General features: G+C 72.1%; 19 protein-coding genes, 1 pseudogene and 2 CRISPR repeat arrays. Of the genes and pseudogenes, 10 read left to right on the top strand and 10 right to left on the bottom strand.

Annotation, left to right across the window (positions count from 1 at the left end):
- Window positions 1-185: 185 nt before the first annotated feature.
- Window positions 186-674, bottom strand: a pseudogene (locus tag ABT048_RS30965) (GH25 family lysozyme); the annotation flags it as partial.
- Between the two features lie 137 nt (window positions 675-811).
- Window positions 812-1,997: a CRISPR direct-repeat array (repeat unit 28 nt; unit sequence GAGCAACCCCCGCGAGCGCGGGGCCGAC).
- Window positions 1,998-2,169: 172 nt separating this feature from the next.
- On the opposite strand from ABT048_RS30965, the gene cas3 reads away from it, so the two are divergent.
- The 8 genes from cas3 to cas2e all read left to right on the top strand — a co-directional run bounded on the left by cas3 (window position 2,170) and on the right by cas2e (window position 11,785).
- Window positions 2,170-5,067: a CRISPR-associated helicase Cas3' gene (cas3, locus tag ABT048_RS30960; RefSeq protein ID WP_350524860.1), complete on the top strand. Its 2,898-nt coding sequence runs from the start codon at window positions 2,170-2,172 to the stop codon at window positions 5,065-5,067.
- Window positions 5,068-5,311: 244 nt separating this feature from the next.
- Window positions 5,312-7,033 (top strand): type I-E CRISPR-associated protein Cse1/CasA, encoded by a 1,722-nt coding sequence (gene casA, locus ABT048_RS30955; protein ID WP_350524859.1) that lies wholly within the window; start codon window positions 5,312-5,314, stop codon window positions 7,031-7,033.
- A complete protein-coding gene (gene casB, locus ABT048_RS30950) occupies window positions 7,023-7,640 on the top strand; it encodes a type I-E CRISPR-associated protein Cse2/CasB (protein WP_350524858.1) in 618 nt (205 codons plus the stop codon). Before casA ends, casB begins: the two co-directional genes overlap by 11 nt.
- Window positions 7,641-7,709: 69 nt before the next feature.
- The gene (gene cas7e / locus ABT048_RS30945) at window positions 7,710-8,855 is read left to right on the top strand and encodes a type I-E CRISPR-associated protein Cas7/Cse4/CasC (protein ID WP_350524857.1); all 1,146 of its coding nucleotides are present in this window, start codon (window positions 7,710-7,712) and stop codon (window positions 8,853-8,855) included.
- Window positions 8,855-9,706: a type I-E CRISPR-associated protein Cas5/CasD gene (gene cas5e, locus ABT048_RS30940; protein ID WP_350524856.1), complete on the top strand. Its 852-nt coding sequence runs from the start codon at window positions 8,855-8,857 to the stop codon at window positions 9,704-9,706. The genes cas7e and cas5e overlap by 1 nt, the downstream gene beginning before the upstream one ends.
- A gap of 4 nt (window positions 9,707-9,710) precedes the next feature.
- Entirely contained in the window at window positions 9,711-10,484 is a 774-nt protein-coding gene (cas6e, locus tag ABT048_RS30935) for a type I-E CRISPR-associated protein Cas6/Cse3/CasE (RefSeq protein ID WP_350524855.1), read from the top strand.
- 3 nt (window positions 10,485-10,487) lie between these two features.
- Complete coding sequence (cas1e, locus tag ABT048_RS30930; protein WP_350524854.1) at window positions 10,488-11,510, top strand: type I-E CRISPR-associated endonuclease Cas1e; 1,023 nt, start codon at window positions 10,488-10,490, stop codon at window positions 11,508-11,510.
- On the top strand, window positions 11,507-11,785 hold the full coding sequence (gene cas2e, locus ABT048_RS30925) for a type I-E CRISPR-associated endoribonuclease Cas2e (RefSeq protein WP_328952747.1): 279 nt from the start codon (window positions 11,507-11,509) through the stop codon (window positions 11,783-11,785). Before cas1e ends, cas2e begins: the two co-directional genes overlap by 4 nt.
- A gap of 18 nt (window positions 11,786-11,803) precedes the next feature.
- Window positions 11,804-12,872: direct repeats of the CRISPR family, unit length 28 nt; unit sequence GTCGGCCCCGCGCTCGCGGGGGTTGCTC.
- A 60-nt stretch (window positions 12,873-12,932) separates the two neighbouring features.
- Here cas2e and ABT048_RS41745 read toward each other — a convergent pair.
- From ABT048_RS41745 to ABT048_RS30900, 6 genes are all read right to left on the bottom strand, one after another.
- On the bottom strand, window positions 12,933-14,042 hold the full coding sequence (locus tag ABT048_RS41745) for a hypothetical protein (RefSeq protein ID WP_502894097.1): 1,110 nt from the start codon (window positions 14,040-14,042) through the stop codon (window positions 12,933-12,935).
- 5 nt (window positions 14,043-14,047) lie between these two features.
- Window positions 14,048-16,138, bottom strand: coding sequence for a methyltransferase, FxLD system (gene fxlM, locus ABT048_RS30920; protein WP_350524853.1), 2,091 nt, complete (start codon window positions 16,136-16,138; stop codon window positions 14,048-14,050).
- 23 nt (window positions 16,139-16,161) lie between these two features.
- Complete coding sequence (locus ABT048_RS30915) at window positions 16,162-17,421, bottom strand: lanthionine synthetase C family protein (protein WP_502894096.1); 1,260 nt, start codon at window positions 17,419-17,421, stop codon at window positions 16,162-16,164.
- On the bottom strand, window positions 17,418-20,300 hold the full coding sequence (locus tag ABT048_RS30910) for a lantibiotic dehydratase (RefSeq protein ID WP_350524851.1): 2,883 nt from the start codon (window positions 20,298-20,300) through the stop codon (window positions 17,418-17,420). Before ABT048_RS30910 ends, ABT048_RS30915 begins: the two co-directional genes overlap by 4 nt.
- A gap of 223 nt (window positions 20,301-20,523) precedes the next feature.
- A complete protein-coding gene (locus tag ABT048_RS30905) occupies window positions 20,524-20,691 on the bottom strand; it encodes an FxLD family lanthipeptide (protein WP_350524850.1) in 168 nt (55 codons plus the stop codon).
- Between the two features lie 65 nt (window positions 20,692-20,756).
- Window positions 20,757-21,638 carry a TauD/TfdA family dioxygenase gene (locus ABT048_RS30900; RefSeq protein WP_350524849.1) on the bottom strand — a complete coding sequence of 294 codons (882 nt, stop codon included), beginning with the start codon at window positions 21,636-21,638 and terminating at the stop codon, window positions 20,757-20,759.
- Between the two features lie 177 nt (window positions 21,639-21,815).
- Between ABT048_RS30900 and ABT048_RS30895 the strand changes: the two genes are divergently transcribed.
- Window positions 21,816-22,247, top strand: a complete 432-nt coding sequence (locus ABT048_RS30895) for an NUDIX hydrolase (RefSeq protein WP_350524848.1) — start codon at window positions 21,816-21,818, stop codon at window positions 22,245-22,247.
- Window positions 22,248-22,250: 3 nt separating this feature from the next.
- Window positions 22,251-23,399 carry a helix-turn-helix domain-containing protein gene (locus tag ABT048_RS30890; protein WP_350524847.1) on the top strand — a complete coding sequence of 383 codons (1,149 nt, stop codon included), beginning with the start codon at window positions 22,251-22,253 and terminating at the stop codon, window positions 23,397-23,399.
- Window positions 23,400-23,744: 345 nt separating this feature from the next.
- Here the strand turns inward: ABT048_RS30890 and ABT048_RS30885 are convergent, their stop codons facing one another.
- The 3 genes from ABT048_RS30885 to ABT048_RS30875 form a co-directional block, all read right to left on the bottom strand.
- Complete coding sequence (locus ABT048_RS30885) at window positions 23,745-24,188, bottom strand: ATP-binding protein (RefSeq protein ID WP_350524846.1); 444 nt, start codon at window positions 24,186-24,188, stop codon at window positions 23,745-23,747.
- Between the two features lie 37 nt (window positions 24,189-24,225).
- Entirely contained in the window at window positions 24,226-24,732 is a 507-nt protein-coding gene (locus tag ABT048_RS30880) for a hypothetical protein (protein ID WP_350524845.1), read from the bottom strand.
- A 183-nt stretch (window positions 24,733-24,915) separates the two neighbouring features.
- Window positions 24,916-26,172: a helix-turn-helix domain-containing protein gene (locus ABT048_RS30875; protein WP_350524844.1), complete on the bottom strand. Its 1,257-nt coding sequence runs from the start codon at window positions 26,170-26,172 to the stop codon at window positions 24,916-24,918.
- Between the last annotated feature and the right edge of the window lie 58 nt (window positions 26,173-26,230).

Raw genomic sequence — 26,230 nt, 5'->3', positions numbered from 1 at the left:
TGGCGGGGTCACATCGGCGAGGTGGTCTTCCAGGGACCGAGCGTGGCGGCGGGCTACCACGGTGACGGGGAGCAGGACCCGGCAGCAGCCCCGCCGCCCCCGGCCTGCCTGGCTGGGGGCGGCGCGCTGTGCCGGCCGGTGCGGGGCGGGGTTGGGGTGCCCCGCACCGGTGGGTGTGGGGTGGGTCAGCCGAGGGCGAGGGCGTGGAGGCGGTCGGGGGCGCCGTTGAAGTAGTTCTGGTCGCCGGGGAAGGTGCCGGAGTCGGCGTATTGCCAGAAGGTCTGGTAGCTCCAGCCGTTCGGGAGGGTGCCGATGGTGGAGGCGTAGCGGGCTATCCAGAGGGGGTTGGTGGCGGCGAAGCCGTTGTTGTTGCCGGTGCACTGGGTCCACCAGTTGGTGGTGGTGTAGATGGTGGGGTAGCGGCCGGTGCGGGTGTGGGCGGTGGTGCTGAAGTCGCGGATCCAGTTGACCATGGCGTTCTGAGTGAGGCCGTAGCAGGTGGCGCCGTAGGGGTTGTATTCGATGTCGAGGGCGGGTGGCAGGGTCTTGCCGTCGGGGGACCAGCCGCCGCCGTGGTTGACGAAGTAGGTGGCCTGGGTGGCGCCGGAGGAGGAGTTCGGCAGGGCGAAGTGGTAGGCGCCGCGGATCAGGCCGGCGTTGTAGGAGCCGTTGTAGACCCTCTCTGGCGCCCACAGCAAACGATCGGATACTGACGCCCGCTAACTGCCCGAGGCCGATTAAGTGCGTCGCTCGCAACAGTCTGTGCCGCGCCTGAGTGGGGCAGCAGCTGGCGCCGGCCAGCTCGATGGTCGAGCAACCCCCGCGAGCGCCGGGCCGACAGGTATGCGGCGGCGCCGGTCACGCCTACTCCGGAGCAACCCCCGCGAGCGCGGAGCCGACGCACGTCGTTCCATCTCAGCCACGTGGGCATCGGAGCAACCCCCGCGAGCGCGGGGCCGACCCTCGGCTTGATTCCGAAGAACACCGCGGGCAGGAGCAACCCCCGCGAGCGCGGGGCCGACGACGAGGCCCGGCGTGCCGAGTTCTGGCGCAAGGAGCAACCCCCGCGAGCGCGGGGCCGACGGCAGCGACTGCGCAATGCGGCGCTGCATACCGGAGCAACCCCCGCGAGCGCGGGGCCGACCCGACGGTTTCACCAGCCACATGTACATCCTGGGAGCAACCCCCGCGAGCGCGGGGCCGACCGGGCGTGCGGTCCGACCCCGACCACCAGCACGGAGCAACTCCCGCGAGCGCGGGGCCGACGATCAGAACGGCCGGCAGCGGTTCGTGACTTGAGAGCAACCCCCGCGAGCGCGGGGCCGACACCTTGGCCGGTCCGCCACCGTGTCCTTCCGCGGAGCAACCCCCGCGAGCGCGGGGCCGACCGGTGGTGTGCTGCGCCGGGTCGCTGAGCCGCAGAGCAACCCCCGCGAGCGCGGGGCCGACGGCGGGCGGTCCTTGGCTACGGCGTGCGAGGCAGAGCAACCCCCGCGAGCGCGGGGCCGACAGCAGGCCGCGCAGGCGCAGGCGCCCTCCATCGGAGCAACCCCCGCGAGCGCGGGGCCGCTCGGAGGCGGTGAACAGCTGGGACCACAGCAGGGAGCAACCCCCGCGAGCGCGGGGCCGACCGAGCACGGCCGGTACTGGTCGCTGGTGACGCCGAGCAACCCCCGCGAGCGCGGGGCCGACGTAGCCACACGGCAGGTACCGAGTGCCTTCGCCGAGCAACCCCCGCGAGCGCGGGGCCGACGCGCCCACTGCCCAGCTCATGGGCGAGGCGGAGGAGCAACCCCCGCGAGCGCGGGGCCGACGCGGCTGCCGAGTCAGGCTGTACGGCTCGGTCGGAGCAACCCCCGCGAGCGCGGGGCCGACGTGAGGAACACCGCCGACGGCATCATCTTGCGGGAGCAACCCCCGCGAGCGCGGGGCCGACGGCCGGCGGCGCCGGCGGACAGGCCGAGGGTGGGAGCAACCCCCGCGAGCGCGGGGCCGACACTTGCTGACCTGCAGCGATTCTCCTCAGAGGGCGCCGATTGATTCAGTTCGATTCGGAAGACGGTCCATAGCGCAGGTCCTGAGTGATCGTCATATGTTTTCGCAGCCAGACCAATTGTCAGTGCCGCCCCCTAAGCTCCCGAAGCGTACTCGCACATGGAGGTTGGGACGATGGCTGAGGACCGCTGGCAGTGGTACCCGCCCGAAGTCAAGGTCTGGTTGGGCGTGTTGTGGGGGAAGTCGGCCGGGCGGGCCGGAGGGTCTGCCAACCTCCTGCTGTCGCACATGCTGGACACCGCGGCGGTGGCGGAGGTCGTCTGGGACCGCTACCTGCCGCCCGTGACCAGGCGGCGTCTGGACGCCGTCGCGGGCGGCCGGGGGAAGGGCCGGCGCCTCTTCGCCTGGCTGTGCGGGATCCATGACTACGGCAAGGCCGTCCCCGCCTTCCAACACATGGACTCCGACTTGGCGGACGCCGTTCGCGAATCTGGTTTGTCCTGGGACAAGTTCGCGGTGAAATCCGAGTCCTGGCGGCATGACAAGGCCGGCGGCCGCCTCCTGCGTGCGGCGCTTGTCAAGGCTGGTTGGGCGGAGGAGCAGATCGACTGGGTCTGGCCGTTGGTCGCCGGCCACCATGGGCGCTTTCCCACGCTGGGCCAGCTGCGTCCGAAGAAGGAGGACGTTCAGGGCAAGGGGCCGTCCTGGAAGCTGGCGCAGTCGGCGCTGGTGGAGGTGTTCTCCCGGGAACTGGGCTTCGAGGGGGAGTCGCCGCTGGCCGCAGTGGAGCCGGCCCTGGTGCCGGGTCGTGCGATGCAGCTCCAGTTGTCCGGGCTCGTGGTGATGGCGGACTGGATCGCCAGCGACGAGCGACACTTCGCCGGGGTGCCGGACCTCGCGAGGGTGACGATCGCTCAGGCGCGGGTGCGGGCAGCAAAGGCATGGTCGAGCCTCGGGTTGCGCGGCGGGTGGGGGGTGCTGCCGACTCCCGGCCCCGAGGCGTTCCGGGACCGCTTCGGTCACGGGACCCGCCCGTCGCAGGATCTGGTGCTCGATGTCGTGCGTCGGATGGGCGGGCCGGGGCTGGTGATCGTCGAGGCGCCGATGGGGGAGGGGAAGACGAAGGCCGCGCTGGCGGCGGCCGAGCTGCTGGCCGCCCGGTACGGACTGGACGGGGTGTACCTGGGCATGCCGACCCAGGCGACTGCAGACCCGATGTTCACCGAGGTCCGGTCCTGGCTGCGCAAGGTCGAGGAGGGGCTGGAGGACCAGGTCGCGCTGCTGCACGGCAAGCGGATGTTCAACAAGGAGTGGCGCGGCCTGCTGGAGGACGCGGGGGAGGGGAGCCAGGACGCCGACTCACGCTTCTCATCAGTGGACGAGTTCGGAATGCGGGATGACTGCTTCGACGGTTGTGAGGGTGGGGAGCGCAGGGCACCTGCCGAGTGGTTCCTCGGCCGTCGGCGCGGTCTGTTGAGCCCGTTTGCGGTCGGCACGATCGATCAGCTCCTGTTTGCCGCGACGCGGACCAAGCACGTGATGCTGCGGATGGCCGGCTTGGCGGGCAAGGTCGTGGCTCTCGACGAGGTCCACGCCGCCGACGTCTACATGTCGCAGTTCCTGCTGGAGGGCTTGTGGTGGCTCGGGCAGGCCGGGGTGCCGGTGGTGCTGCTGTCGGCGACCCTGCCGCCCGAGCAGCGGCGCCGGCTGGTCGACGCCTACGTGGCCGGAACGCAGTCGGCGGAGGCTCCGGTGGCGCTGGAGGTGCCCGAGCCGCAGGGGTATCCGAGTGTGACGGCGTCCTGGCCGGGACAGGACGGGAAACCGGAGGTGCTGGTCGAGAGCACGGAGTCTTGGCGTGACGACCTGCGGGTACGGGTCGAGGTCCTCGACGAACCGCCGACGCGGACCGATTCCGGGACCGATTCCCAGGCCGCGGAGACCGATGCCGGGCCGGCGGACACCGCCGTCGTCGACTACCTGGAGGAGCGTCTGGTCGACGGCGGGTGTGTCCTGGTCATTCGGAATACGGTGGACCGAGCCCAATCCACGTTCGACGCCCTCCGCAAGGAGTACGGCGCCGACGTTCGGCTCCTGCACGGACGCCTGCACACGGGCCACCGGGCCGATCGCACGCAGGAGGTGCTGAACCTCCTGGCCCCACCGGCCGATGGTGTCGAGCGCCCCGGCAGGCTGGTCGTGGTTGCCACCCAGCTCGCGGAGCAGTCGTTCGACGTCGACGCCGACCTGCTGATCACCGACCTCGCCCCGATGGACCTGCTCCTCCAGCGTATCGGCCGCCTCCACCGCCACGAGGGGGTGAAGCGTCCCGCCCTGCTGGCGCAGCCCACCGTCGTCGTCACCGGCGTCGGCCTCGACAGCGGCGGAGGCACACCGCACATGCTGCGTGCCTCCGAGCGGATCTACGGCCGCTACCTCCTGCTGCGCACGGCTGCCGAGGTGGAGCGGGTGACGGCCGGTGGGGGCACCTGGAGCATCCCCGGCCGGGTGCCGGACCTGGTCGCCCGGGTATACGGGGCGGGCTCCGTTGTCCCGGACGCGTGGGGCGAGGCCGAAGCGCAGGCCCGGCAGGAGTGGGAGGAGCGGCAGGCCGAGCGTCGCGCGAAGGCTGCCGAGTACGTGCTGACCCGCGCCGGGGAGCACGGGGCCCCGACACTGGCCGGCCTGCACTACGGCGGCCACGGCACCGTGGCCGAAGGGCAGTTCGAGGCACTCGTCCGCGACGGGGACCGAAGCGTGGAGGTGGTCCTGGTGCGCCGAACCGAGGATCGCTTCCGGGCGGTGACGGGTCGCAGTCTCGGGCCTAACGGCGAGGTCGCGGCCGAGGTGGTGGACGACGTGCTGTGTGGCACGGTGCGCCTGCCCGCCAAGCTGACCGAGGCGGCCGAGCGGGGGCTCGGTCCGCTGCCGGGCTGGCGGGACCATCCGTGGCTCCGTTACAGCCTCGCCCTCGAACTCGGCGAGCAGGGCGAGGCGTCGCTCGGAGACTTCCGGCTGCGCTACGACGAGGCGCTCGGGCTCGTGGTGAGCGGCGGTCGCTCGTACCGGTAGAGCGCGCGGGCGGAACGGACACGATGCCGTTCCACCCACGCGCGCCCCTTGCCCCCGCGAACGCGGGGCCGACGTGCTCTCGGTCGAGAGCCGGAAACACGGCCAGGGGCCACCCCCGCGCAACGCAAGACCGAGGGGCCGAGGGGCCGCGGGGCAATCTAAGCATTCGCCCTATGACGAACCGTCAGAGATGCCGGGCTTTTACTAACAGCGAGCTAAACATGGCCAGTTGGGAGAACGGTGCGTGCCTGGGTACAACCTTGTCGAGGAACCGTGGCTGACGGCTCGGCCCGTCGGCGGCGGGCCTTCCGTGGAGCTGGGGATCGCCGAGGCCCTGGCCCGGGCCCATGAGTTGGAGGGCCTCGTCGTCGGGTTCTCCACCCAGCTGCCTGCCGTCCTGCGCCAGGTCCTGCTGCCCGTCGTCGCCCACGCCACCGGCGCGCCCCAGACCCTGCGGGAGAAGGGCGACCGACTCGCCCGGAACAACGGGTTCACGCAGGACGAGCTGAACGGCCTCCGGACCTACCTCGACGAGCACCGCGCGAAGTTCGACCTCCTCGACCCGGCCGCCCCGTTCGCGCAGGTCGCCGGGCTGCGGACGGCCAAGGACGAGACGAAGGGCTCCGCCGCCCTGGTCGCGACCGCCGCGAGCGGCAACAACGTCCCGCTGTTCGCCAGCCGTACGGACGCGGACCCGCTCGACCTGACACCCGCCCAGGCCGCGCACTGGCTGGTGCACACCCATTGCTGGGACACCGCGGCGATCAAGACCGGCGTCGTCGGCGACCCCGAGGTCAAGGCGGGCAAGACGACGGGGAACCCGACTGGCCCGCTCGGCCAGCTCGGCGTCATCATTCCCACCGGGCGCACCCTGTACGAGACCCTCCTGCTGAACCTTCCGGTCACCCCACCCAGCGCCCTCGGCGTCCCGCAATGGCTGCGGTCCCCGCACGGCCCGGCCTGGAAGCCGCGCTCCGCGGACGGCTTGCTCGACCTGTGGACGTGGCAGGCCCGGCGGATCCGGCTCGTCCCGCACCAGGACGACGACGGCCTACTGAAGATCGCGCGGGTGGTCATCAGCGCCGGTGACCGGCTCACGGTCCTGCCCGTGCAGGAGCCTCACACCGCCTGGACGTTCACCGCGGCTGCGAAGAAGTCGACCTCGGCCCTGCCCGAGAGGAGGCCGCGCCGGCACACCCAGGGCAAGGCCATCTGGCGGGGCCTGGACGCCCTTCTCACTCCGACCCGGCAGGGCCCCGACGGACGCTTCGAGACCAGTGTCCTGCTCGACGAGGCCAGCGGTCTGCAGGAGCTCGACAAGCTCGACGCCGACTACCCGCTGCAGGTCGAGACCTTCGGCATGGTCTACGGCACCCAGTCCTCCGTCGTCGAGGACGTCATCCACGACGCGATCCCGCTGCCGCTGCTCGCTCTCCACCAGGACAGCGAAGCCCATCAGCTCCTCCTCGACGCGGCCGAGCAGGCGGAACAACTCGCGCAGGCCGTCAACAACCTGTCCGCCGACCTGCGCCGGGCCGCCGGCACCGACCCCATCCCCTGGGACAAGGGCCAGCGCCCCGGCGACCTCCTCCTGCACACCCTCGACCCCCTGGTGCGCCGCCTGCTCGCCGGCGTTCGCGACGCGGGCACCGACGAAGACGTCCTGGAGCGTGGCAGGCTCGCCTGGGAGGAAGTCGCCCACCGTCACGCGCGGGACGCGGCGAACGAGCTCCTCCTCGCCGCCCCCGCCACCACCTTCGGCGGCCGCACTCTCGACCAGCCCGGTAAGGCGGGCAAGACGCAGACCTACCGGCTCGGTACGGCCGGCGCCAACTTCCGGTACCGGCTCGGCGAGGTCCTTCCCCGGTACGCCGACGCAGTCCGGGAAGCGGCCGCCGCCCGGGAAGCCGAAACCGGACCCGTCCTCGATTCCGACCCCGCCTCTGGAGCGGACTTTGACTACTGAGCACACCGCCGCCGCCAAACGGCGCCGGTACTGGGACGAGCACACCACCCGCGACCACAACTGGCGCATCGACCCCCGCACCAAGCAGCCGAGCCGACCGCCCGGCGAGGACCTCGCGGCCATGCGCTCCGGCCTCGGCCGTCCCGTCATGGACAGCCCCAAGATGTGGCCCCTCTACAGCTGTGAGCTCAACGACTTCCTCGCGCAGCGCGACGAGGTCTCCGACGAACAGAAGGCCGAGCACGCCGCCCTCGCCCTCTACGGCCTGCACCAGCAGAGCCAGGCCGTGCCGATGCACCGCCGCGGCATCAAACTCGGTGAGGCCCTGCGTGCCCTGCGGCGCGACGGCAAGTTCAGTGAGGAAGCGCTCGACCGACGGGTCGCGCAACTCGCCGGTGCCACCAGCGTGTCCGCGTTGCTGGTCCACCTGCGCGGTCTCATCACTCAGCTGCGCACCGTCGGGCAGCCGCTGGACTACAACCACCTGATGGCCGACATCCAGGCCTGGCACCACACCGACCGGCGCCCGCAAGTCCGCCTCAAGTGGGCCATCGGCTACCAGGCTTGGAAGGACACCGAAAAGGACAAGGGGCCCGCCGACAGCTGACCGCCCCGCGAGCGGGCGCGACCCTGACACACCCACCACCACCGGCCCACACCGTTCGAGGAGTAGCGCATGACCGACCGCCTCTACATCGACGTGCACATCCTGCAGACCGTCCCGCCGGCGAACCTCAACCGGGACGACAACGGCAACCCGAAGGAGGCGTACTTCGGCGGCAAGCGCCGCTCCCGGGTCTCCTCCCAGGCCTGGAAGCGCGCCACCCGCCTCCACTTCGCCGAGAGCCGCGACCCGCAGGACCTCGCCACCCGCACGAAGCGGATCGCCTCCCAGCTCGCCAAGCGCATCGCCGAGCGCAGCGGCATCCCCGCCGAGGACGCGCAGCGGATCGCCGGCGCCCTGATCAAGTCGACCGGGATCTCCGCCGGCAAGAAGGAAGGCGACACCGCCTACCTCCTCTTCTACGGGCGCCGCCAGCTGGACGGCATCGTCGGCCTGGTCGCCGACACCGCCGCGGACCTCGCCACCCTTGACGCGAAGGCACTGGAGGAGGCCGTCAAGGCCCTGCCGGTCAAGGACCAGTTGCAGAGCGGGCACCCGGCGGACGTGGCGCTGTTCGGCCGGATGGTCGCGGACATCCCCGGCCTGAACGTCGACGCCGCGACGCAGGTCGCGCACGCGATCTCCACCCACGCCACCGAGCTCGAATTCGACTACTACACGGCGGTCGACGACGAGAACACCGCGGACGAGACCGGCGCCGGAATGATCGGCACCATCGGCTTCAACTCCGCCACCCTCTACCGCTATGCCACCGTCGGCCTGCACCAGCTTCGCGAGAACCTCGGGGACGACAAGGCCGCCGTCGACGCCGTCGACCTCTTCGTCGACTCCTTCGCCCGCTCCATGCCCACCGGCTACGGCAACTCCTTCGCCCACCGCACCCGCCCCAGCCTGGTCGCCGTGGCCGTCCGCGCCGACCAGCCGGTGAACCTCGTCTCCGCGTACGAGAACCCCGTCCCGGCGAGCCGGGGCATCGTCGCCGAGTCCGCGCGCCGCCTCGCCACCGAGTTCTCCACCGCCACCGAGCAGTGGGGCGACAGCCCGCTGTACGTCGGCATCTGCCACACCCTGGGCACCGACACGGACACCGACGAGACCGGGGAGAAGCTGGAGGCGGCCTTCGGGGCGAACCGCACTTTCACCGAGCTTCGCGACCGTCTGCGCACCGTCCTCACCGAGCGGGTGAACGACAACTGATGCCCGCCGATCCCACCCCCGCAGCCCAGCACGAGGAACAGGCAGTACTCGTACTGCGCCTGGCCGGACCGCTGCAGTCCTGGGGCGACCACAGCGCGTTCAACCGCCGTGACAGCCGGCCCCAGCCGACCAAGTCCGGCATCGTCGGCCTGCTCGCCGCCGCCGCGGGCCGACCCCGCGAAGCGGACATCTCCGACCTGGTCGGCCTGCGCCTGGGCGTGCGCGTCGACCAGCCCGGAACGCTCCTGCGCGACTACCACACCGTCAGCGACTACCGGGGCCGGCCGCTTCCGCAGGCCGGCGTGAACGCCAAGGGCGCCCAGAAGCCGACCTCCCCGGCGAAGGACACCCACGTCACCCACCGCTACTACCTCCAGGACGCCGTGTTCGTCGCCGCCGTCCAGGGCCCGGCAGCCCTCGTCACCACGCTCGGCGATGCGATCCGCCATCCCGCATTTCCGCTCGCCCTCGGCCGACGCTCCTGCGTCCCCACCCAGCCGATCACCCTCGGCGCGGTGCGTGACGGCACGCTGGAAGACGTCCTGGCCGAGGAGCCCTGGCAAGCCGGCAAGGCCGCCAGGAACGCCTACCGTCGACGGGCCGATCGGGGCCCGGAACCGTTCTCCCCGCACCGGATCGATCTGGCCGCGACCTTCGACGACCCCTCCGGCGAGGACACCCTGCAGGACGTCCCGCATTCGTTCTCGCCCCGCGAACGGGGCTTCTCCACCCGACGGATCCGTCACGCCTGGCTCAAGGTCCCCACCGGCCTCGCCTCATCCGCCGCGCACACCGCTCAACCGGCTGCCGCAGCCGGCGGCCACGACCCGTTCGCCCTGCTGGGCTGGTGACCCCATGACCTACCTCTCCCGCGTCCGCATCAACCCTCTGCGCGCCGCCAGCCGCAACCTGCTCGCCAACCCCCGCGCCCTGCACGGGGCAGTCCTGGCCGGCATTCCCGACACCGCCCCCGGTGACCGGATCCTGTGGCGACTGGACGCCGACCACCCGCGTCGCCCCATGCTGTTGGTCCTCACCCCCTCCAAGCCCGACTGGACACACGTCGTCGAACAGGCCGGATGGCCCGACGCCGAAGGCGAGCACTACGCGATCCGCGACTACAGCCCGCTCCTCGCCCAGCTCGCCGCCGGCCGCGAATTCGCCTTCCGGCTCAAGGCCAGCCCCGTCCAGAACACCTCCAAACCCGACAAGGCGAGCGCGCACCGCACCAAGACCGCAGCCGAACTCCACCACCGGTCCTACCGCATGGCCCACCGCACCGCCGCCCACCAGCTCACCTGGTTCCTGGACCGCACCACCCGCTGGGGCTTCACCGTCCCCGAGGCCCGTACCGACACCCCGGCGCCCGGCCTCGAACCCTTCGCCTCGGACGTGACCGCCGACGCACGGCCCGGCCGAGAGGTGAGGATCACCGATCGCAGCCGCAACACCTTCACCAAGCCCGGCACCCGCGCCCCCGTCACCCTCACCACCGCCACCTTCGAAGGCCGACTGCAGATCACCGATCCCGGCCTCCTGCAGACCGCCCTCCTCGGGGGCATCGGCCCCTCCAAGGCCTACGGCTGCGGCCTGCTCACCCTCGCCCCGCTGTCCACCGGACCCCGCTGACCGATGGCCGACATCTGGTGGAAAGCCCACCCTCACGACCTGCACCGCCTCGCCGACCGCGTCTCCAGCGTCTACGTCGAGCGCAGCCACATCGACCGCGACGAGAACGCCGTCGTGGTCATCAACAAGCGCGAGACCGTCCGTGTCCCCGCCGCCATGGTCGCCGTGATGCTCCTCGGCCCCGGCACCCGTATCACCCACGGCGCTGTCAACCTGCTCGCCGACTCCGGCACCACCGTGTGCTGGGTCGGCGAGCAGGGCGTTCGAATGTACGCTGCCGGCCTCGGCCCCAGCCGCGGCGCGGGCTTGCTCAACCGGCAGGCCTGGCTGGTCAGCCGAACCAAGGAACGCCTGGGCGTGGCACGGAACATGTACCGCATGCGGTTCCCCGGTGAGGATGTCAGCACCGCCACCATGCAGCAGCTGCGCGGACGCGAGGGCGCCCGCATCCGCAAGCTCTACCAAGCGGAATCACGCCGGACCGGCGTCCCGTGGAACGGCCGGGTCTACAAGGCCGGTGACGCCCACGCTGCGGGCGACGACCTCAACCGCCTCCTGTCAGCGGCCAATGCCGCGCTGTACGGGATCTGCCACGCCGTCATCACCGGCCTGGGCGCCAGCCCCGGCCTCGGCTTCGTACACACCGGGCTGGCGACCTCATTCGTCCTCGACATCGCCGACCTCTACAAGGCCGAATACACCATCCCCCTGGCCTTCGACCTCGCACAACAAGGCCACACCGAAGAACGCGACGCCCGACTCGGCCTGCGCGACCGCATCGCCCAGGACAAGCTGCTCGGCCGCATCGTCCACGACGTCAAGACCCTCCTCAGCCCGGACGGCACCGACATGCCCGACGCCGAGGTGAACGAACTCTGGGACGAACGCGTCGGCACGGTCCAAGGCGGCGTCAACTGGTCCGGCACCGAGACAACACCTCCGCCCATCGCCTCCGACCCGGGCATGGGCGACGAACACCTGGCCATCATCGGCCCGGAGTTCACCCAGGACACGAGCAGCCCATGACCGTCATCATCCTCATCGCAGCCCCCGAAGGCCTACGCGGACACCTCACCCGCTGGATGGTCGAGGTCAACGCCGGCGTTTTCGTCGGCACCCCCAGCCGCCGCATCCGCGACCGCCTCTGGGACCTCCTCGCCACCCGCATCGGCGACGGCCAAGCAGTCCTCGTCGAACCCGCCGCCAACGAACAAGGCTGGACCGTCCGCACCGCCGGCAAGGACCGATGGAAGCCCGTCGACTTCGACGGACTGATTCTCTCAGCCCGGTCCCGCCGGTAAACCCGCAGGTCGCGAAGCGTCGGCCCCGCGCTCGCGGGGGTTGCTCCGAGTTGCCGCCCGAGCCCAACGACGACGCCGGGTCGGCCCCGCGCTCGCGGGGGTTGCTCCCTGTGCGTCGGCTTCGATCCGTGCGGCTTCGGGTCGGCCCCGCGCTCGCGGGGGTTGCTCCGCGCTGATCACGCCGGAGAGGAGGGACGCGGGGTCGGCCCCGCGCTCGCGGGGGTTGCTCGGTGGCGACGGACATGATGGTGGGCGCTGAGTTGTCGGCCCCGCGCTCGCGGGGGTTGCTCTGGCGTCGGCCTCGCCGGAGCGGGGCGATTCCTGTCGGCCCCGCGCTCGCGGGGGTTGCTCCCCCCGGGCCTGGACCACCCGGGTGGGCAAGAAGTCAGCCCCGCGCTCGCGGGGGTTGCTCCAGCCGCCGCGGCCACGGGGAGTCCACACCGTCGTCGGCCCCGCGCTCGCGGGGGTTGCTCCTGGATCCGGGGCGTGCCGGGCTGGATCCGCGAGTCGGCCCCGCGCTCGCGGGGGTTGCTCCATGGTGTACGGCTCCAGGCTGGAGGCATCCGGGTCGGCCCCGCGCTCGCGGGGGTTGCTCTCGCGGCAGGGGGAAGAACTCGGGGTGGTACAGGTCGGCCCCGCGCTCGCGGGGGTTGCTCTCAGGCACGCGGCGGCCGGGTCCGGGGGGGGGGGTCAGTCGGCCCCGCGCTCGCGGGGGTTGCTCCCGGCACCGTGATGCGGTCCTGAGGGCGCATCGGTCGGCCCCGCGCTCGCGGGGGTTGCTCCAGCAGGCACCTTGAACGGGAACAACAGCAGGCGTCGGCCCCGCGCTCGCGGGGGTTGCTCCGCGGCCCTGCAGTGCACGGCCGTCGTCCAGCTGTCGGCCCCGCGCTCGCGGGGGTTGCTCGACGGGGCGCCGTCCCCGATCGTCCCCCTGGTCGTCGGCCCCGCGCTCGCGGGGGTTGCTCGGAGATCGCCGGCGACGCCCGCGAGGTCCACATGTCGGCCCCGCGCTCGCGGGGGTTGCTCCGGGGACATCCTGGTGCAGCTGTACGAGGCGACGTCGGCCCCGCGCTCGCGGGGGTTGCTCCTGCCACTGGGCACCCACGTCGCGCCGTCCCCAGTCGGCCCCGCGCTCGCGGGGTTGCACTCATGCTGGATCGCCTTCGGGCGCGCCTGCTTCGAACGGGGCGTCTTCGAGCACACGGGCGGCGCTGTCCACCGCGGCGTCCAACTGCTTGTGGGTGTCCTTGGGCAGGCTGCCGCTGCCTAGCGCGGAGGCGGCGAGAGCCTGTTCGAGGGTGGCAGCTCGATTGGCGTCCAGGACGGCGCGAACGGCGGAGTGGGTGAGGAGGTCGCGCAGGGCGTAGCCGTCGCAGGAATCCTCCGTTCGACTGATGGCGGCCCGGGCGAGATTTCGGGCGGCAGGGGTGCCAGGGTCGGTGGCGTCGAGGACAGTGAGGGCGAGCCTGATGGTGAACACCGCGAGGCCGTCGCCCGGGTCGAGTGCGGTCCACAGGTCGGCGGCGTACTCGGCGGCGTGCCGTTCGCCGGGGCCGCACAGGGCGGTGAGGGCAGCGGTGACGGCGTTCTCCCACGGGTCGCCGGGTTCGGTATCGCGCAAGATGGCCAGGGCGGTGGGACGGTCGCCGCGGGTGGCCGCGGCCAAGACGGCGGTCTGGCGGCCGTCGAGGATGCGACGGCCGATGCCATGGTGCTCCTCGATATGGCGCAGAGCCTCCTGCCAGCGGCCGGCAGCGGTCAGGGCGCGGGTGCCGTCGGCGATGACGACCCGCCACAGCCACGCTCGGACTTCCGCGCGCTGCTGGTCGGTTTCGGTGAGGCGGGCGGGGACGTTGATTCCGTCGAGCGTCGTCCCGGTGGCGGTGGTGACGGCGTGGTAGAGGTCGCGGAGGAGTCCGCGGCCGCGTTGGTGGCGGCCGGCTCGGAGGTGGAGACGGGCGAGGTTGACGAGGGGTTCGAGGCCACGGATGGCGCTCACGGCCGGGAGCGGGCCGCGGGTGAGGTAGAGGACGGCGTGGCGGTGGCACAGGGCTCGGGCGTCGGCGGGCAGGCCGAGGTCGGAGGCGAGGAGGGCGGCCTGATTGAGGACGGTGGAGGCGAGGACCGCGTCGGTCTGCCGGGAGGCCGTGTCGGCCAGCTCGCAGAGCCGGCCGACACGCGCGTTCAGGGGCAGGCAGACGGGCCGGATCCGCGGGACCAGCGGGAAGCGCTGGGCGGTCGGTCCGGTCGGGTGCACGGCGGCTACTCCCAGGTGACGGTGATCGGGTGGTTCGGGCGCTCCAGGACGAAGCGGCCGGCCGCGGGGTCGGCGGCGCCCGGGGTGTCGGGGAGGGCGATGCGCAGGGTGCGGTCGCGGAAGCCGGTGTTCCAGACGCGGATCTGCTCGGCGACGAGGTCGGCGAGCACGACGCCGTCGGGGCCGTGGCCGATCACGCCGGTCTCGTAGGTCTTGCGGCCGTCGGTGGTGGGCTCGCCGGGGCGCAGGGTGAGGTAGGCGAGGGAGCCGCCCTGGACCGTGGCCATGGCACCCCAGCCGAACATCGGGGTGACGACGCCGCGCTCGCGAGCGGAGCCGGTGACGCTCATCCGCATCAGGGAGTTGGGCAGGGTCAGGGCCAGCCACAGGTCCTGGTACTCGTAGGTGGTGCCGGCGGGGATGGTCACCCCGGTCCAGATCTCGTGGCGCCGGCTGTCGAGGACACCGAGCAGCAGGGGGGCATCGACGGCGGCGCCCTGGTCCTTGTGGATCTGGAGGGTGACGTCGCCCTTGTCGGTGAGCTGGACGGTGCGGCGGGCGTCGTCCATGCTGCCGCGCAGCGGCATGAAGACCGCGAGCTGGTCGTCGACCGACACCCAGCCGTCCTCGCCGCGCTTGAAGGCGATCACCCGGCTGGCGGTCCCGCGCAGCCGCAGCGGTAGGACGATCCGGCCGGTGGGTTTGACCTGCTCCAGCCACGGGGTGGGCATCTCGCTGGTGCTGACGGTGGCGATGACCCGGTCGAACGGCGCGCCGTCGGGGTGGCCGAGCGCGCCGTCGCCGAGGACCGCGTCGACGTTGGTGATCCCGGCGTCGGCGAGGTGCTTTCGGGCGCCGTCGACGAGGTCCTCGTCCACGTCCACGGCCGTCACGTGCCCGTCCGGGCCGACGATGCGGCCCATGTAGGCGGCGTTGACGCCGGTGCCCGCGCCGGCCTCGAAGATCCGCTCGCCGGGCTGCGGGTGGAGCTGCTCCAGCATCAGGGCGACGATCGCGGGCTGGGAGGCGGCGCTGATCTGTGTGCCGGAGCCGTCGGCCTTGGTGTAGGTGGGGTTGTCCGCGTACGCGGTTTCGAGCGGGAAGCCGGGCAGGAAGTGCTCGCGGGGCACGGTGCGGAAGGCGTTCTCCACCGCGGTGGTGCGGATGGCGCCCTGGGCGAGCAGCCGGTCGGTGAGGGCGGCGCGCAGTTCCTCGGCGGTCGGGGCGTCGGAAGCGGTGTCGCTGCTGAGCGTAGTCATGTGGGTGACCCTAGTAGTGGTGCGGATGGCGGGCGTCGAAGGCGCGGGGCCCTCGTCGGAGTGGAAGACGGTGTCCAACGCCCGTGCGGCCGTGGCGGTTTGGTGGTCGACCGGCAGGCCGGCGCGATTGGCGTGGAAGAGGAGGTGGTGTGCGAGGACCGCCCGGAGCCCGCGGGTGAGGTGGCCGTCGCGGGCGAGGCCGGCGAGGTCCTGCCCGGCCTGTTCGAAGGCGTGGACCCAGCCGCCGTGGTGGGCGAGCGGGCTGGTGTCGCGGGTGAGGGCCCAGGTGTCGACGCGCATCAGGTGGCGCATGGCGGCGGTCAGGGTGGCCGCACGGTCGGGCGCTACGGGCTTCGGGGCGTCGCGCAGCATCGCGAACTGGGCCCAGACGTCACCCTGTTCGTACCAGTCGAGTCCGGCCGCGCGAAGCATGGCGGAGGTGAGGACGACGACGGTCTCGGTGCGGCCGAGGGCGGGCGGGTTCGGCTCGGCAGCGCGGGTCAGCAGGTTGCGGCTGTCGGCGTGGAAGAGGCGGTGGGCAATCTTCATGGCCTCGGGGCCTCCGAACGCCTGGGTCTCGGGCTCGTAGATGACGGTGGCCCAGCCCGCGAGGAGGCCCTCCTCGGCGAGGGTGTCGAGCAGGGAGGTGAGGACGGGCACGGGGTTGGCGGCCCGGTATCGCAGTCGCAGCCCCTTCTTGCGCATGTACCACCAGCCGTCCAGGTTGCCGTTGTCCTGGGCGAAGGTGAGTACGGGGGCCAGGTGGTGGGCCGCGGTTGGTTCGACAGTGGAGGGGTCGGCGAAGGTGAGGTCGTGCTGGATCCAGCCGGTGGTCATCGGATCGGTCCTCGGTCGGGTCGTCAGGAGGTGAGCAGGCAGGCGTCCCAGTGGGTCGCGGGGTCGGTGCCGGTGGCGGGGGTGAGCAGGGCCAGGGCGGTGCCGGCGGCGCCTTCCAGGAAGGCCGGCCCCGCGCTCGCCAGAAGGTGGCGGGCCTGCTCGTCGGGGCCGGCGTGCGGCGGGTGGGTGGTGTCCAGGAGCAGGGCGGCGGCGGAGCGCAGCTGGCCGGCGTTGCGCGGGGAGGCATCGGCGGCGGCGCGGTGGGCGATGTGGGCGAGCCCGGCGTAGCCGTGGCAGGCGGATAGGTCGGTGGTCGCAGCGAGCGCTATCGGGTCGACCAGTGCGGTGGCCAGGCCGCTTTCGGCGTCGTGGCGCAGGCGCGGGTCGTCGAGGGCGAGGGCAGCGAGTTGCTGGGCGCGGGCGATGCCGGCGGTGCCGTAGCACCAGCTCGGCCGCTGCGGCGGAAGCGGTCTGCGGTGCGGGCCGGCCAGGTGCGCGGGGGTGATCCAGTACGGCCATGTATGGCCGTCGCGCCAGCGCTCCAGCCAGGCCAGGACGGTGCGAATCGCATCGCGCTGGCCGTCGACCTCGATGCCGCGCCGCAGCGAGAGGGCGAGGAGCGCGAGCGGCCCGGCGATCCCGTGCGCGAGCCCGGTGTTGGCGTGCCCGCCGGGGAACCGTTCGTCCCGCTCGCCGGACGGGCCGGTGAGGGTCCACCAGCCGGGCAGCGACTCTCCCTCGGCCTTGACGTCCTTGGTCAGGAGTACCAGGCAGGCCAGGATCCGCCGGATCGCCTCTCCGCCGGGCGCGCGGCGCAGGAGGACCGAGCCGATGCCGGCCAGCCCCCGGATCGTGTCGAACTCGGCGAGCCGTGGCAGGTCGCCGCGCTCGATCCGAGCCTCCGCCTGCTCGCAGCGGCGTACCGCGTCGCCGGCCACAACCTGGTCGAGGTGAGCGAGGGCACGCTGATAGGAGCCGGAGCGGGCCTGGGCGGCGCAGGTGAGGGCGTGGGCGAGTGCCGGGGCGCCGTAGTAGAGGTAGCTGTCCGCTCCGCTGGTGACCGGGACGCTGGCCGCGACCGACAGCCAGGCACGGACCGGCTCCCACGGGCCTCGGCCGGCGGCGGCGCGCTCGATGTGGAGCAGGGCGATGCCCGGGGCGCCGTGCGCCAGCGACTGGCGCCACTGCGGGCGCGACGACCACGCCACGGGCACGTCGGCAGGATCGGCCAGCAGCTCGGCGATTCGGTCAGACAGCCGGAGAGCAGGGTGCGGGGTGGTCACAGGGCACCGTCCCGGGACAGGCGGGCGAGAGCGGCGGCGCGGGCCAGGTAGAGGACTCGGGCCTCGTCGTCGAAGTCGATCCGATGCGCGCGCACGTACGAGCAGTGCAGCAGTGAGCCGAGAACGTCGTCCGCGTCCACGCCCCGGGTGTCGGGCCCCGGGAAGTGACGACGATAGGCGTCCAGCGCGACGTCACGGCCGGCCCACGCCTGCACGATCTCGGCTCCGCCCGCCTCTTCGCGCAGCGCGGCCCACCCGTCGGCAGGGTCCGCGAGGCGTACGGCCTCGGCGAAGAGCGGTCGGGGGATGGCTGCCGGGGCCTGGGCTGGGATGTTGTCGACGAGCCAGCGCAAGCCGGCGGTCGCCGAGCCGGTGAACCCGGCCGCGATGGCGACGGCGTGTGCGGCGAGCAGCCCCTGTCGGCCGGGCAGCGCGGGCTGGATCAACTGGGTGAGGACAGCTGCGGAGTCGGCGCGGAAGACCTGTTCGGCGGCGGCCCAGGCGGGCCCTTCACCCCACCGACCGGTCTCCGTGTAGGAGGTCGGGTACACCACCTCCGACAGCAAGCCGGCCTGGTGGAGTTCGGCGGTCCACGTGCTGATCACGCCGGCGGCGGGCCCGAAGGCGGCCGGGTCGGGCAGGGCGATGCGCAGCCGCAGGTGCTGACGCGGGTCACGGAAGCGCACGAACCACCACTTCGGATTGCCGAGACGCTCCAGCAGGTCGGGCAAGTGTCGTGCGAGGACGGTGTCCTGGCGCTCCAGGTCGCCGTAGAGGGAGGCGAGGAGCACCCGTGAGGTGCCGGGAGCGTCACCGTGGCCGCGACGCAGGACTCGCGCAGGGGTGGGATGGGGCAGGCGCGGCCAGGTAGGTGTCCGGGTGGCCGTGACCGGGATGGCGATCTCGTGGGCCCGCCCGCCGGCCCATCCGAGAGCGGCCGGGTCGGGCTCCTCGACGAGGACTGCGTGCGTGCCCATGCGCAGGTGTTCGCGCAGCAGGACGCGGTGGCCGGGGTGGTCGAGGTCGAGTGGCAGGCCCTGGCTGTCGGCGGCCAGCAGCACGTGCCTCGGGACGCGGCGCCGTCCCGCCCACGAAGCGAGGGCTTGGTCCCATTGGTCCTGCGGGGCCCCGTAGGAGTGGAGTTCGGCTGCAGTGAGCCGCCAGGCGGCTGGGGAGAGGATGACGCGCCGGTGCCGCAGCCGTGGCCGGAATGGCAGGGCCTGGAGGGCACCCCAGTCGAAGCGCGTGACCTGCGCGGTCTGTGCTCGGGACAGCTCGGTGATGAGCCGGGCGAGCGGCGGGGTGTGGTGGCGGAGGTTCAGGGCGTGGGTGGCAGAGGCTTCGATCCGCACAGCGAGCGCCGGTGCTGCCAGGTACATGCGCCGTCCGTCGCAGCCCACCGCGAGATCGTCGGGGCCGAGGGTGCCGTCGGCCGTCGGGCGGTGCTCAGCGAGGCTGATGACCAGCTGACCGGTGGGCACGCTGCGGGCGACGTGCCCGGTCGCCGGGTCCAGCGGCGGGAAGGAGAGCTGGGCGGTGACGGCGTGCTCGTCCATCGTCGGCAGGTCCGTCAACAGCTCCGTGAACGCCGCTCGATCGCGGGATTCGAGGAGGTGGAGGAAGCGGCCGACGGAGACGCCGGCGGCCCTGGACGCCGAGACGACCTCCAGTCGGAACTCGCCCCGGTCGAGCGCTTCTTGGCTGGGGGCGTGGATGCGAGCGACGACTTCCAGGTGCGGTGTCAGACGGGGTTCGGTGGGGCCCAGGTCGAGTGCGGTCAACAGGCGCTCGTCGAGGACGACCTCGCGCGCGCTGTCGAGAGCGGCCTGTTGGGCGATCGTGGCCAGGATCCTGTCACGCTCGTCGTAGCGGGGCTTCTCGGCGGTCCGGGTGCCGGGATAGCCGTCTGGCCAGCCGATCCCGCTGTCGGCGACCACATCGAGCAGAGGTACCAGGGCGCCGCGGCCGTAGCGCTCGTAGAACCGCTGATGGTAGGAGCGCCATGCTGCGGTGCCGTTGGGCGCAGGGCTGAGCCGGGCGAGCAGGTGGGCTGCTCGTGCGGCCTCGTCGGCCACCGCGAGCGGGAGGACGAGGTCGGCGTCCAGCCGCAGGTCCACGGCGGTCGCGAGACGGCCGCCCCCGGCGGTGCCGGCGACGCGTAGGTCTGCCAAGGGCGCGGCAGCTTCGGCGACGTTGTCGGCGTCGGCGGCCTCCAGGGTGGCCAGCATGTGTTGGAGCGGATCGGTATCGGTCGCCGGCGCGTGCAGATTGGTGATGAGCGCCTGCACGGCGATGAGCTCGGCGAGGAGACCGGACACATGCTCCGTGGCCGCGTTGGGGAACTCGGCCTGGACCTTGTCGGCCAGCTCCTGGAAACGAATCGGATGGCGGGCGGAGGCGATGGCGAAGGAAACGGGACGGGTGTGACGCACGGTTGTCTCGGCTGACGTCGTGCCGCCGCCGGGGCGTTCGAGCGGGCGATGGGGGACGACGAGACGGTCGCCACGCACCTGGACGGTGGTGTTCGCCGTCACGTCCAGACGGGCCAGCAGGGCGGGGCAGCGCTCCAACCGCTCGATCAACCGGGCCAGACGGGCGGTAGAGGCACGGGTGACGGCGTGATGCTCGTCGCCCCAACGCAGGTCGCAGGACGGTCCGAACGACGCCGCTTGCACCCCGGCGAAGTGACCGAACGGGGTCGGGCGCCCCGTCGCCCGGGCCAAGTAGCGGGCGGTGGACAGAGCAGCACGCCGCACGTCTCGCGATGAGGGCGAAGGGGAAGCCGTCAGCTGAGCAACGCGCCGGGCGAGAGCCGGACTGGCCAGGCCGAGGGATTGGGAGAGCAGCGTGTCCGCCCATACGGCGCGCAGCCACCGCATTCGGCGGTCGCTTGCTGAGGCACCGTCGCCGTCAAGGTCCGGCCACGCGGGAACCCGCAGATCGGGTCTGGCAACGGCGCGTACGAGCGCCACCATCGCGGCGCGGTAGGGAGCCGTGGAAGCGGGAGGGCGCATGGGCGTGAACCTCGCAGTCGGAGACAGGACGGGACGGTGTGGCGGCCGGTGCCCAGGGACGCTGCTCCCGGGGCACCGGCCGGCCGGGTCATTGCAGGCCGGTGGTGCAGGCGCCGCAGGTGCTGCCGCAGCCGTCGTCGGTGAGGACCTGCAGGCTCGCCGCGTCGGCGGTCTCGACGGTGCGGACGTCGAGGTCGAACTCGTCGCCGGCGGCGGGCGTGGTGGCCTTGGACTCGACCGTGATCTTCTGGGCCATGGGGCTTCTCCTTGTGGTGGGATTCCCTTGCGGGACCTGGAGCCGGGGCGCGGGTGCGCCTCGCGTCACCAGGAGACGGTGGGGCGGCAGTGCCGGGTGCCGGTCTTCGGCTCTGCTGCGGTGGGGAGTCGGTCGCTCAGGCTTCCCGCAGGCCGGCTGTTCGGGCGCGCGGCAGTTGGGCACGACGCGAGGAACCCCGGATCGAGACCGAGCGCGGAATGCGGTTCGCCCAGCGCGCGCAGGATCAGCCGCTCGCCCGAGAAGGCGGTGCGGCCGTGCAGCACACGGTGGTTGTCCAGCACGACACCCTGCCCGGGCGCGAGACGCAACCGCTGGGTGTTCCGGTCGAGGGCCTGGCGCAAGGCCGGCAGGTGCGCGTCGGCCTCGGGCGAGAAGCGGGCGAAGTCGTCCTGCCTCAGCCGCAACCGCCAGCGGTCGCCTGGCAACTGCTGAAGGACCGGGGTGAAGTGGCCGCTCGATCCACCGAAGAAGGCAGCCCGATCCGCGGCGAACGCTTCGATGACGGTTGGGCGGTGCGCAGCCAGCTCGGCGAGGACGGCTCGGCCGTCCACCAGCAGGCTCTCGCCGCCGGCCTCGCCGGCCCGCGCACACGCGAGCAGGAGCAGCCGGGGCGGCGCCGGGTGCTGTGCGCACTCGGTGTGCAGAGCCAGGGCTTCGCGGCCCAGCCCTGCGAAGCCCGTCCGTCCGTCGTGGCGGCCGGTGTCGCGGATCACGGTCAGACCGTCCGGGTCGGCATCCCGGTGCTGCCACAGCGAGGACATCAGCCGACCGGCCGTGCGGAGCACGTCGTCCCGCCCGCCCAGCCTGGCGAGCCGGAGCATCCCGTGTTCACGAAGCACCGCTGCCGCGTGCTCGCGCGCTTCTCCGTCCAGCATGCGCGCGGTGAACTCGTCGCCGCTGGTGCGGTTGAAATCGGAAGACGGCATCGTGGATCTCCCTCAGGGAACCGAGTGGGTGGGAGGCGACACACTCTCCACCGCCCTCCGCCAGGATGGGAAGTGACAGATTGTCAAACGGCGATCGCGTCGCATCGGGACGCCGCGCGAGCGCTCAACTGCTACCTTCGACGGGCCCGTGACCGCCTGCGCGCCCCGGAAGAAGCGATGACCGGACAGACAGAACAGCCCTACGTGCCGCCGACCTTCCCGATCTCCATCAAGGGCGTCGTGCTCGACCCGCAGCAACGGGTGCTGTTGCTGAAGAACGAGCGTCAGGAATGGGAACTGCCCGGTGGCAAGCTGGAGGGAACGGAGACGCCCGAGCAGCGGGTGATCACCGAGATCCTCGAAGAGAGCGGCTGGACGGCCACTGCCGGCCCGCTGCTCGACGTGTGGATGTACGAGCCGATCCCCGGCCGCCAGGTCTTCATCGTCACCTACGGCTGCACCGCCACCGACGCCCACCGGGCCCCGGTCGTCAGCCACGAGCACAAGGAAGCCGGCCTCTTCCACCGCGACGAGGTGCCCGGGCTGGTCATGCCACAGGGCTACAAGGACTCCATCGCCCGCTGGTACGAACAGCACGACCAGGCCTGACCCATGGCCGGGATCGATCCCTACGGCGGAATCCGCTGGCACTGGACGACACCAAGAGCCCAGGACATCCTGCGCCGCCGCGCCCTGCCCGAAATCCTCCAGCTCTACCGCGAACTCCACACCCTGTCGCAACAGGAGCTGGCGGACCTCCTCGGCTACTCCACCAGCTACGTCTCCCGCATCGAGACCGGCTCGCGCACCATCACCGACATCGGCGCCCTGCGCCACATCGCCGAACGCCTCGGCCTCCCGCCTCACTGCCTCGGCATCACCGACGACGCCGACGGAGACCACCAACTGCTGATCCAACTCGCCGACTCCGTGCTGCGCCTGGCCGAGGTCGCCCGCCAGGCCGGCCAAGCCACCACCGCGGTCGCCGAGCTGTGGCCGCTGGTCGCCCGCCTGGAAGCCCGAACCGCCGACGGCCACGCCGACCTCGACACCCTGCGCCTCCTCGCGAGCGCCCGTGTCGGCCTCGGCGTCGCGCTCGGTCACGTGCTCCCGGAAGAGCGCCTGGCCGCCGCAGCCCGTTGGACCGGCAAGGGACTCAGCGTCGCTCGACGCCTGGGTGATCCAGGCCTGCACGCCCACGCACTGCGCCACCACGGCAACGAACTTCGCAAGTCCGGCTTGCACCTCCGCGCACTGGAGAGGCTCGCGCAGGCACGCGACATCGCCCGTACCGCCACCGAACGCGCCGAGGCCACCATGCTGCTCGCCCGTGCGGCCGGAGCCGCCGGGAACTCTGCCGTCTTCGACGCCGCTGTCGATGAGGGCCGCCGACTGCTGAACGATGTGACGCCTACCGCCCTGTTCTCCGAGTTCACACTCCACGAAGTCCGCCTTCGAGGTCTCATGGGCACCGGACGGGTCGCCGAAGCGGTCCAGCAGCTCGACCGGGCTCCGGCCACCGGTCTTGCAGCGACGTCCCAGTGGCGGATCATCGCGGCGATCACGGCCGGCGAAGTGCTGCTGCGGAAGGGAGACCCGACCGGCGCGGCGCAACAGCTCAGCGCCGCGGTCGACGGCGCCACCCTCCACCGCCTGCCGCACCAACTCCAGCGCGCTCTCCGGGCCGGCCGACGTCTGCCTGAAGTCAGGGAACAGGCGGACGGTGCCCTGGAGCGGCTGAGAGCGGAGATAGCTGCCTGATCTCCACGGCGGCGGGACACCGATGAACACGGCGGACCACATCCCTTGAGCTGGTGGGCGGCTCGCCTTGGGACGGAACCAAGGCGGGATCACTGACCGGAAGCGGCAGAGACCGGGTGGCTCCCGGTTGCTGGTCCGGTCCAGATGGGCACGCCCGGCTCTGGGGCCCGAGCGGATGCTGAGGAGACGAGCGTCACGCAGAACGTGAGGAGCGCGGCGGCTGCAGAAACGACTCGAAAGGTCATTTGTTCTTCCTGGAACTGGGTGGAAGCAGTCGGGAACAGATGTCGGGCGGCAGCCGTGACCCGAGAGGTGCCTCCGCGCTGGTGGTCACTCGGAGCGCGATCAGGCACGGGTGGTGGGCAGGTCGGCGTGGACGACCTTGCCCCGATGCCAGAGCTGCACGCCCCACTTGCCCTTCGTGAGGTTGTGGACCAGGTCGAGGCCGCGTCCTGACTCGGCGTCTGGACCGGCGTCGATCCGCACGGGCAGGGACGCCGACCCGTCGGAGACCAGTAGCCGCACGGTGTGGTCCGTCGGACGTCGAATGGCGACGATCATGTGTGTCTGACAACCGGTACCAACCGCGTTGGCAACCAACTCGGAGATGATCAACAGGGCGCCGTCGATCAGGTCGGGCAGCTCCCACTCGGTCAGCTTGACGCGGACCAGGTGACGGGCCGCTGCGGCCGACTGCGCGACGTACGGCAGGCGCACAGTCGCCGGTCCCGGCGGCGCGGGTGACGGCATCTCGGCGGTCTGTGTGGCGAGTTGCAGGATGGTGGTCATCGCACGGTCCACGCGCGTCGCCCAGCGCCCGTCCGGGTCAGCATCCGGTGGTCCTGGGGTCGGTGCCGAGCCCGGCTGCGCGGCGCGGGGTGAACAGGCCGGCGGCCGAGGACGTGAGCTGTCGCCGTCGCCAGTGGTCGCCCGGGGAGCGGCGCGGCGGAATCGCGCCAGCCGGGGCAGCAGGGCGGGCGGCAACGGTGAGGAACGCGCCGCGCTCGCGCAAGACGGTCGTCAGGCGGTCGAAGGCGGCCATGTGCTGGTTCGGGGTGGTCCCGGGGTCGTCATGGACCATGCCGCGGGTCCACGTGACGACTCCGGCGACGATGTGCTCGGACAGCGCGTGGGTGACGGCCTGCCAACCGGGCCGAGAGACGAGGGGCTGCGCGGCGTCGACATCCACGGCGAGCAGCTCCACGGTCCACTGGCGAGTCTCGGCGAAGGCGCGGACGTGAGCTGCGAGGAGATCGGCGGCGGGTGCGTCTCCGGCGCAGAGATAGATCGCGACGGGAATGCACCCGGTCGGTCGTTGGTGGTCGCTGGTCATGCAGACCACTGTCACCGTCGCATCACCGTCAGTGAAGACTCGGGGCGTGGTAGCGACCGAAGTCGCGGAGGGCCGACTACCGCGCTCCGTGGTACCGGTTGGGACGTCGTCGGCTGGGTGCCACGGACCGTGGTGGCGGCGTGTTCCCGCTACCTATCGGGGCACCACGCCCCGACGTGGTCCCTACCTGATGACCAGTGGGACGCCGGCGGCCTGCGCGGCACTGCGCGCCATCGACACCGACACGTCCGCGATCCGGTCCGTGATCACGCCGGGAAGCGCCTGGTGACGCACCCATGTCGGGGCCATCCGGCACGCTTCCTTCAGGGCTGCCGCGGCGGCCTCCCACTGCCGCGTCTCGGTGCGTGTCAGCGCTACGTCCAGGTGGAACCGCGCCCGGGTGGCCAAGGGCATCTCCGGGTGCAGACGGGTTGTCTGGATCAGCCGCACTGCGGCGGAGGTGTCGCCGAGTGCCATTGCCACCGACATGGCCTGCGTGGCCGCGTATGACGGCCCGAACGGCTGACCTTGGTCGCCTCGGGCATGTTCCCGGCCGAGCCGCGCAGCCACGGCGTGGGCCTGACTCAGGTAGTCGCGGGCGGTATCCGCCTTCGCGCCGCCCCGGGACGCGGCGACGGCCGCGTTGGTGACGAGTTGCCCGTACACGCTGAGCCGGTCGGGGTCGCTGTCGGACATCCTCGGTTCCACCGTGGCCGCAGCGCGCTCCGCGACGTGCACGCCCTTGGCCGTGTGCCCGTCCCGGAGGCAGATCCACGACAGCGAGGCCATCAGGTGGGCCGACCGCAGGTCGTCGCCGATTCGCTCTGCGACGTTGCGGCCGTGGGTGATCGCCGTGTAGCCGAGGTCGCGGGCACCGAGGACGTTGGCCATGACGGCGGCAGTCTGGAAGGCGTCCGCCAGCACTCCGCCGGCGGCTCCGCGCCGGTCGGGCCCGGCGGCGTCGTAGAGGGCCCACGCCTCGGGCAACAGCCGGGAGAGGATCGCACCGAGCTCCACGTACCGGGCGCTCCAGAACGCGGCGTCCGCCCGCCGCGCGGCGTCCCGCAGGTCGTCCAGGCTGCCGGGCTCGACGTCGGTGCCGATGCCGAGGCCGGTGTCGTGAACGGCCGCCGAGACCGCCCGGAGGGCGGCGCGTTCGTCCAGTTCCATGCCCCGTCGGGGAGACTGCTGACCGAGGATCACCGACACGTCCGTACCAAGGCCCACGGCCACCTTCAGCAGCGACGGCAGCGACAGGTTGCCGCCCTGTTCCAGCTTCCGGATCGTGCCGAGGGAAACCCCCGACTTCTCCGCCAGGGCCTCCTGCGTGACGGCTCTGCCGCGCAGGATCTTGACTCGTTCCGCCGTGGTGCGTTCTGCCCAGAGGGTCATGGGCTGACTCCGTCTCAGGTTGTGGCCTTCCCGGGACGGTACCCCCACAGGGTGGGGGTACGGCGGAGAACGGTCACGCCCCGTGCGTCAGTTGACGTGTGGGGCG

This window comes from Kitasatospora sp. NPDC096140 (assembly GCF_040303045.1).
GTDB lineage: Bacteria > Actinomycetota > Actinomycetes > Streptomycetales > Streptomycetaceae > Kitasatospora.
This window is presented reverse-complemented; position numbering and strand designations above follow the sequence as displayed.